The 4,398-nt window shown below is 39.7% G+C and carries 4 protein-coding genes; 2 read left to right on the forward strand and 2 right to left on the reverse strand.

The genetic code is table 11. The features are described 5' to 3' along the window. Positions 1–66: 66 nt before the first annotated feature. Both B3S92_RS01895 and B3S92_RS01900 read right to left on the reverse strand, forming a co-directional pair. Entirely contained in the window at positions 67–546 is a 480-nt protein-coding gene (locus tag B3S92_RS01895) for a hypothetical protein (RefSeq protein WP_296202186.1), read from the reverse strand. A 259-nt stretch (positions 547–805) separates the two neighbouring features. Next, positions 806–1,768: a hypothetical protein gene (locus B3S92_RS01900; RefSeq protein WP_296202188.1), complete on the reverse strand. Its 963-nt coding sequence runs from the start codon at positions 1,766–1,768 to the stop codon at positions 806–808. Between the two features lie 485 nt (positions 1,769–2,253). On the opposite strand from B3S92_RS01900, the gene B3S92_RS01905 reads away from it, so the two are divergent. Both B3S92_RS01905 and lolD read left to right on the forward strand, forming a co-directional pair. Then, on the forward strand, positions 2,254–3,489 hold the full coding sequence (locus B3S92_RS01905) for a lipoprotein-releasing ABC transporter permease subunit (RefSeq protein WP_077451663.1): 1,236 nt from the start codon (positions 2,254–2,256) through the stop codon (positions 3,487–3,489). Between the two features lie 85 nt (positions 3,490–3,574). Further along, positions 3,575–4,261 carry a lipoprotein-releasing ABC transporter ATP-binding protein LolD gene (gene lolD / locus B3S92_RS01910; RefSeq protein ID WP_077451664.1) on the forward strand — a complete coding sequence of 229 codons (687 nt, stop codon included), beginning with the start codon at positions 3,575–3,577 and terminating at the stop codon, positions 4,259–4,261. The last annotated feature ends 137 nt before the right edge of the window (positions 4,262–4,398 follow it).

Raw genomic sequence — 4,398 nt, forward strand, 5'->3', positions numbered from 1 at the left:
TGGGATGGTCGGATGCTTACGGGCTTTGCCGATATTTAAGTAATCAAAGAATCAAATCATAAGTAATTAAATTAAATGTATTAAATAAAACATTAATAAAATACCCGAAACAAAAAAGCTGACTGACAGTGGGCTGATAGAGTTAAAGGCTTTCTCGCCAAATACAGATTTCATAAAAGGCGCCAGAGAATTACTGCTACTTTCAGTGGAAGATAGCTTACTTGCAGCACTATCAAAAGTTGAGAGTTCAAAGTTTGCAGTGGCTCGTTTTGGTTCAGAGTTGGCATAGGCTGCTGAAGGCTTAGTAGAACTGGCTTGGCTATGATGGCTACGATATAAAATATCGGTTGTTTCATCTATTCCTGAAAAAGGGGTAGCCACCTCTATGGAAGGGGTAGGATTTACCTTTTTATAGGCATAAGGCTTAGTAGGCAGTTTATGAGGAGAAGGTTGTAGACTACCAGAGTCGGTAGTGCTTTCTGCCATAAATATTGGAACAGGCAGTGAGGAAGGGCTGAAAATCTTGTCAGAAGTAGAAGGTTTCATAAACACACTGATATGAATCGAATAAACTCTATTGATTTACTCTTTCATTTAGAGAAGTTGATTTATAGTAACCTGATTTTGTAACAGTTGTAAATACAGAGCTTGTCTGAATTGTTAAAAAGTCAACTATTTTTGATATATTTATCGGTTTTGAGCAAAAATCAGTGATTTATCTACAAATAAACTGACCCAAAACAAAAAAGCTGACTCAAATGTAGGAGTCAGCTTTGTAGACTTTAAAAGTCATGCTTATTTTTAATTAGTCGGCTTGATTTTCATGATAAATAGCCGCCTGTAGCCAAATATTGGCTTGGATATAGTCATTGACTTCAATTTTCTGAACTTCTTCAGTGGTTGGGGTGGCCATACGTACCACAAAAGGATCTGCATCTGGCTCACGTAAGATGGCCACATCAAAGACAGTTAATTGACGGTCATATAAGGTTTGCTGCTGTTTTCCCAAAACCTGACCTTGGCACCAAGCTTCATCCTCTTGACCCAAAGTTTCACCAAATAAGTAAGCACACATATTGCCTAGATTAATTTCAATGGGGGCCAAATCTTCATCGGTATCGGCTTGCCACTGATCTATTTGCTTGTCTAAGTCGGCAGGGATAACGCCATTATTTTTGGCCACAATGTCATTATAAGCCCGGTGATAGTGAATGGCTTCCGGATCTTCTACTAAAATAATCTCATCTTTATTACTAGGCTCAATGGCATAAGCCCAAGCGCTAAAGTTTACAAAATACTGCTGATCTTGGCGATAAAGAGGCTGGTTAACGGTATACATTTGGTCAAAAGCATAGATAACGCTGCCATCTTCGCTGATTAAACGTAATACGGCATCTTTTGTCGAAGGATTAGCAATAATGCGGTCAATTTTGCAAGTCAGGCCATAAGGGCTATTGACACAAGGGAAGGCATTAATGAAGTTTTGAGGCTTGCCATCTTTCATGGCCAATACTTGGTTAATATGACACATCTCATTGCAAGATAGTAGCAAATGAGCCAAAGAGTCTTTGGTTAGAGCAGGATTTAGACCAGCAGCTATGGTTGCATCGTCAATAGAGTTTTGTAGCCAATTAGGCACATCGTTTTCAATATTATCAGTTAAGATACGCCAGTGGTCGCCATGACCCGCAGTTTGTTCATCCGTTAAGGTAATGGTGATAGGGCGTATGTCTGGATGCTGGCTATATTTATAAACTTGAGTTGTCATAATAAACTTATACTTTTGATGGTTGGTTTTAAGAGTGGCTACATTTGTAATTTGTTATAACCTGAAGCTGTAATGGCAAGCTGTCGCTTTAATATCGAAAGCTAATTAGTAAAAGGTTTATCAACGTAGCTAAAAGTTTTGCAACCCTCTGCTCTATTAACTAAATAGGGGCAAGTTATTTTAATACAAGATCAAACCCTTATTATCGTTGGTAAATTGCGGTTATTATTTTAAGCCATTAATACTATAAGAAGCCATGAGCACTATATGCCATTATTACTATTAGTAAATTAAGAGTTTTTGGTCAATAAAACAAGTCACAGATAGATATATTAAAATAATTGCATCAATCAAACATAGCCAAGTTAGCTGTGTTTGTGTCAAACTATGGGCTTTGCTATTTAGCATGACCCTTTAATTATCATTTTAGTTATTATCTTATAGTTACTTATTAGTTAACTTCTAACCGGTTAAGAGCCTGAATTATGTTTCGTCCATTAGCCTTATTTTTAGGATTACGTTATACGCGCGCTGAGCGCAGTAACCGCTTTATCTCTTTGATATCACTGATTTCAATGGTGGGATTAACCCTAGGGGTTGCCGTATTAATCACGGTTTTATCCGTGATGAATGGGTTTGACCGGGAGCTTAAAACTCGTATTTTAGGGATGGTGCCACAAGCCACTGTCAGTTCAGGTGAGATTATTTCTGATTGGAAAGGTCTAGCCGATAAAATTGAGAAAGATCCTGAAGTGGTTGCGGTGGCTCCCTTTATTGAATTACAAGGGATGTTGACCTCAAATGGTCAGGTAGCAGGCATTATGGTCACCGGGGTTGAATCTGAATACGAGAAAAACGTCTCTATTATTAATGAGCATATGGTAGAGGGCAGCATTGATACCTTAAAAGATGGTGACTTTAGTATTGTTTTGGGCGAAAGCATGGTAGAAGCGCTAGGGCTGCAAGTAGGGGATAAGGTAACTTTAGTCTTGCCTGAAGCCTCACCTTCACCTGCTGGAGTCATTCCTAGATTTAAGCGTTTTACCCTAACTGGTGTATTTAATATCAGTCGTGAAGTAGATAATCTGGTAGCATTTATTCCTATGGGCGATGCTGCAACCTTACTGCGTTTGCCTCCTGGTGCTCAAGGGGTGCGTATGAAGTTGGATAATATCTTCTTAGCTCCGCAAGTGGCGCAGCGAGCGGCCAACCTTGAGCCGGGCTATCTATACCCGAATGACTGGACAAAAACCCATGGTAATTTGTTTGGCGCCATTCAAATGGAAAAAGCGATGGTGGGTTTATTGCTGTTCTTAATTATTATCGTCGCCGCTTTTAATATCGTCTCAAGTTTGGTTATGTTGGTCACTGACAAAAAAGCAGACATTGCTATTTTAAAAACTTTTGGGGCTTCACCAAAGCTGATTACTCAAGTATTTATGGTGCAAGGCTTGGTCATTGGCGTAATTGGTACTGTGGCGGGAACCATCCTAGGGGTGATTTTAGCGTTAACGGTGGGTGACTTATTAGGCTGGATCAATCAGGTATTTAACTTACACTTATTTGATGCGTATTTTATTAACTATCTGCCAACAGAGCTGCGCTGGACCGATGTGTTGATTATTACCACCACTTCATTCTTATTGAGTTTCTTGGCAACTATTTATCCGGCTCGCCGTGCAGCCAGCATTCAACCTGCACAAACCCTACGTTATGAATAGCATTTTGGGTTTAAAAAATTGTGGATATAAAGGATAGAAAAGTTTTAAAAAAGTCATTTAGAATAATAGCCATTGAGAAAATAGTATGTCAGAGATTTTAGTCGCAAAAAACATCAATAAAATTTACGATGAAGGTAATATTCGCACCCAAGTGTTAACCGGTCTGGACTTAACAGTGAATGCAGGCGAGCGTATTGCCATTGTGGGGACCAGTGGTTCTGGTAAAAGTACCTTATTGCATCTATTGGGCGGGCTTGATGTGCCAACCTCTGGTGAGGTTTGGTTGCACGGTAAGTGCTTAAATAATATGAATGAGACTGAACGGGGCGAGATGCGTAATAAGCATTTGGGCTTCATTTATCAGTTCCACCATCTGTTACCAGAGTTTACCGCCATCGAAAACGTGGCCATGCCTTTGTTATTACGTAAGGAAGTACCCATTAAAGAAGCCCGCCAGCAAGCTGTAGATCTGCTCGAAAGAGTAGGGTTGGGACATAGATTAGAGCATCGTCCGGGTGAGTTGTCGGGCGGTGAAAGGCAGCGAGTGGCCATTGCTAGAGCCTTGGTGACTAAGCCCTCATTGGTATTGGCTGATGAGCCAACCGGTAACTTAGACTATGATAATGCCCAAAGTATCTTTGGTTTATTGGCGGAGCTACAAGATACGATGAAAACTGCACTGTTAATGGTAACCCATGATAGAAGTTTGGCAGCCATGGCCGATCGCCAGATGCTACTAAAAAATGGTAAATGGGAAAATTTCGACGATTAAACCATTAATAATTCGTTTAATAAGATCGCATTGCTAAGACTGTATTAATAAAAAACAATAAGCCCTCTGCTCAATCATTAAATCAAGCATCAGAGATGATCTTGACCCACTACTAAGGATTTTATTTGATTTGGCTA

The organism is Psychrobacter sp. UBA3962, from assembly GCF_002385225.1.
GTDB lineage: Bacteria > Pseudomonadota > Gammaproteobacteria > Pseudomonadales > Moraxellaceae > Psychrobacter.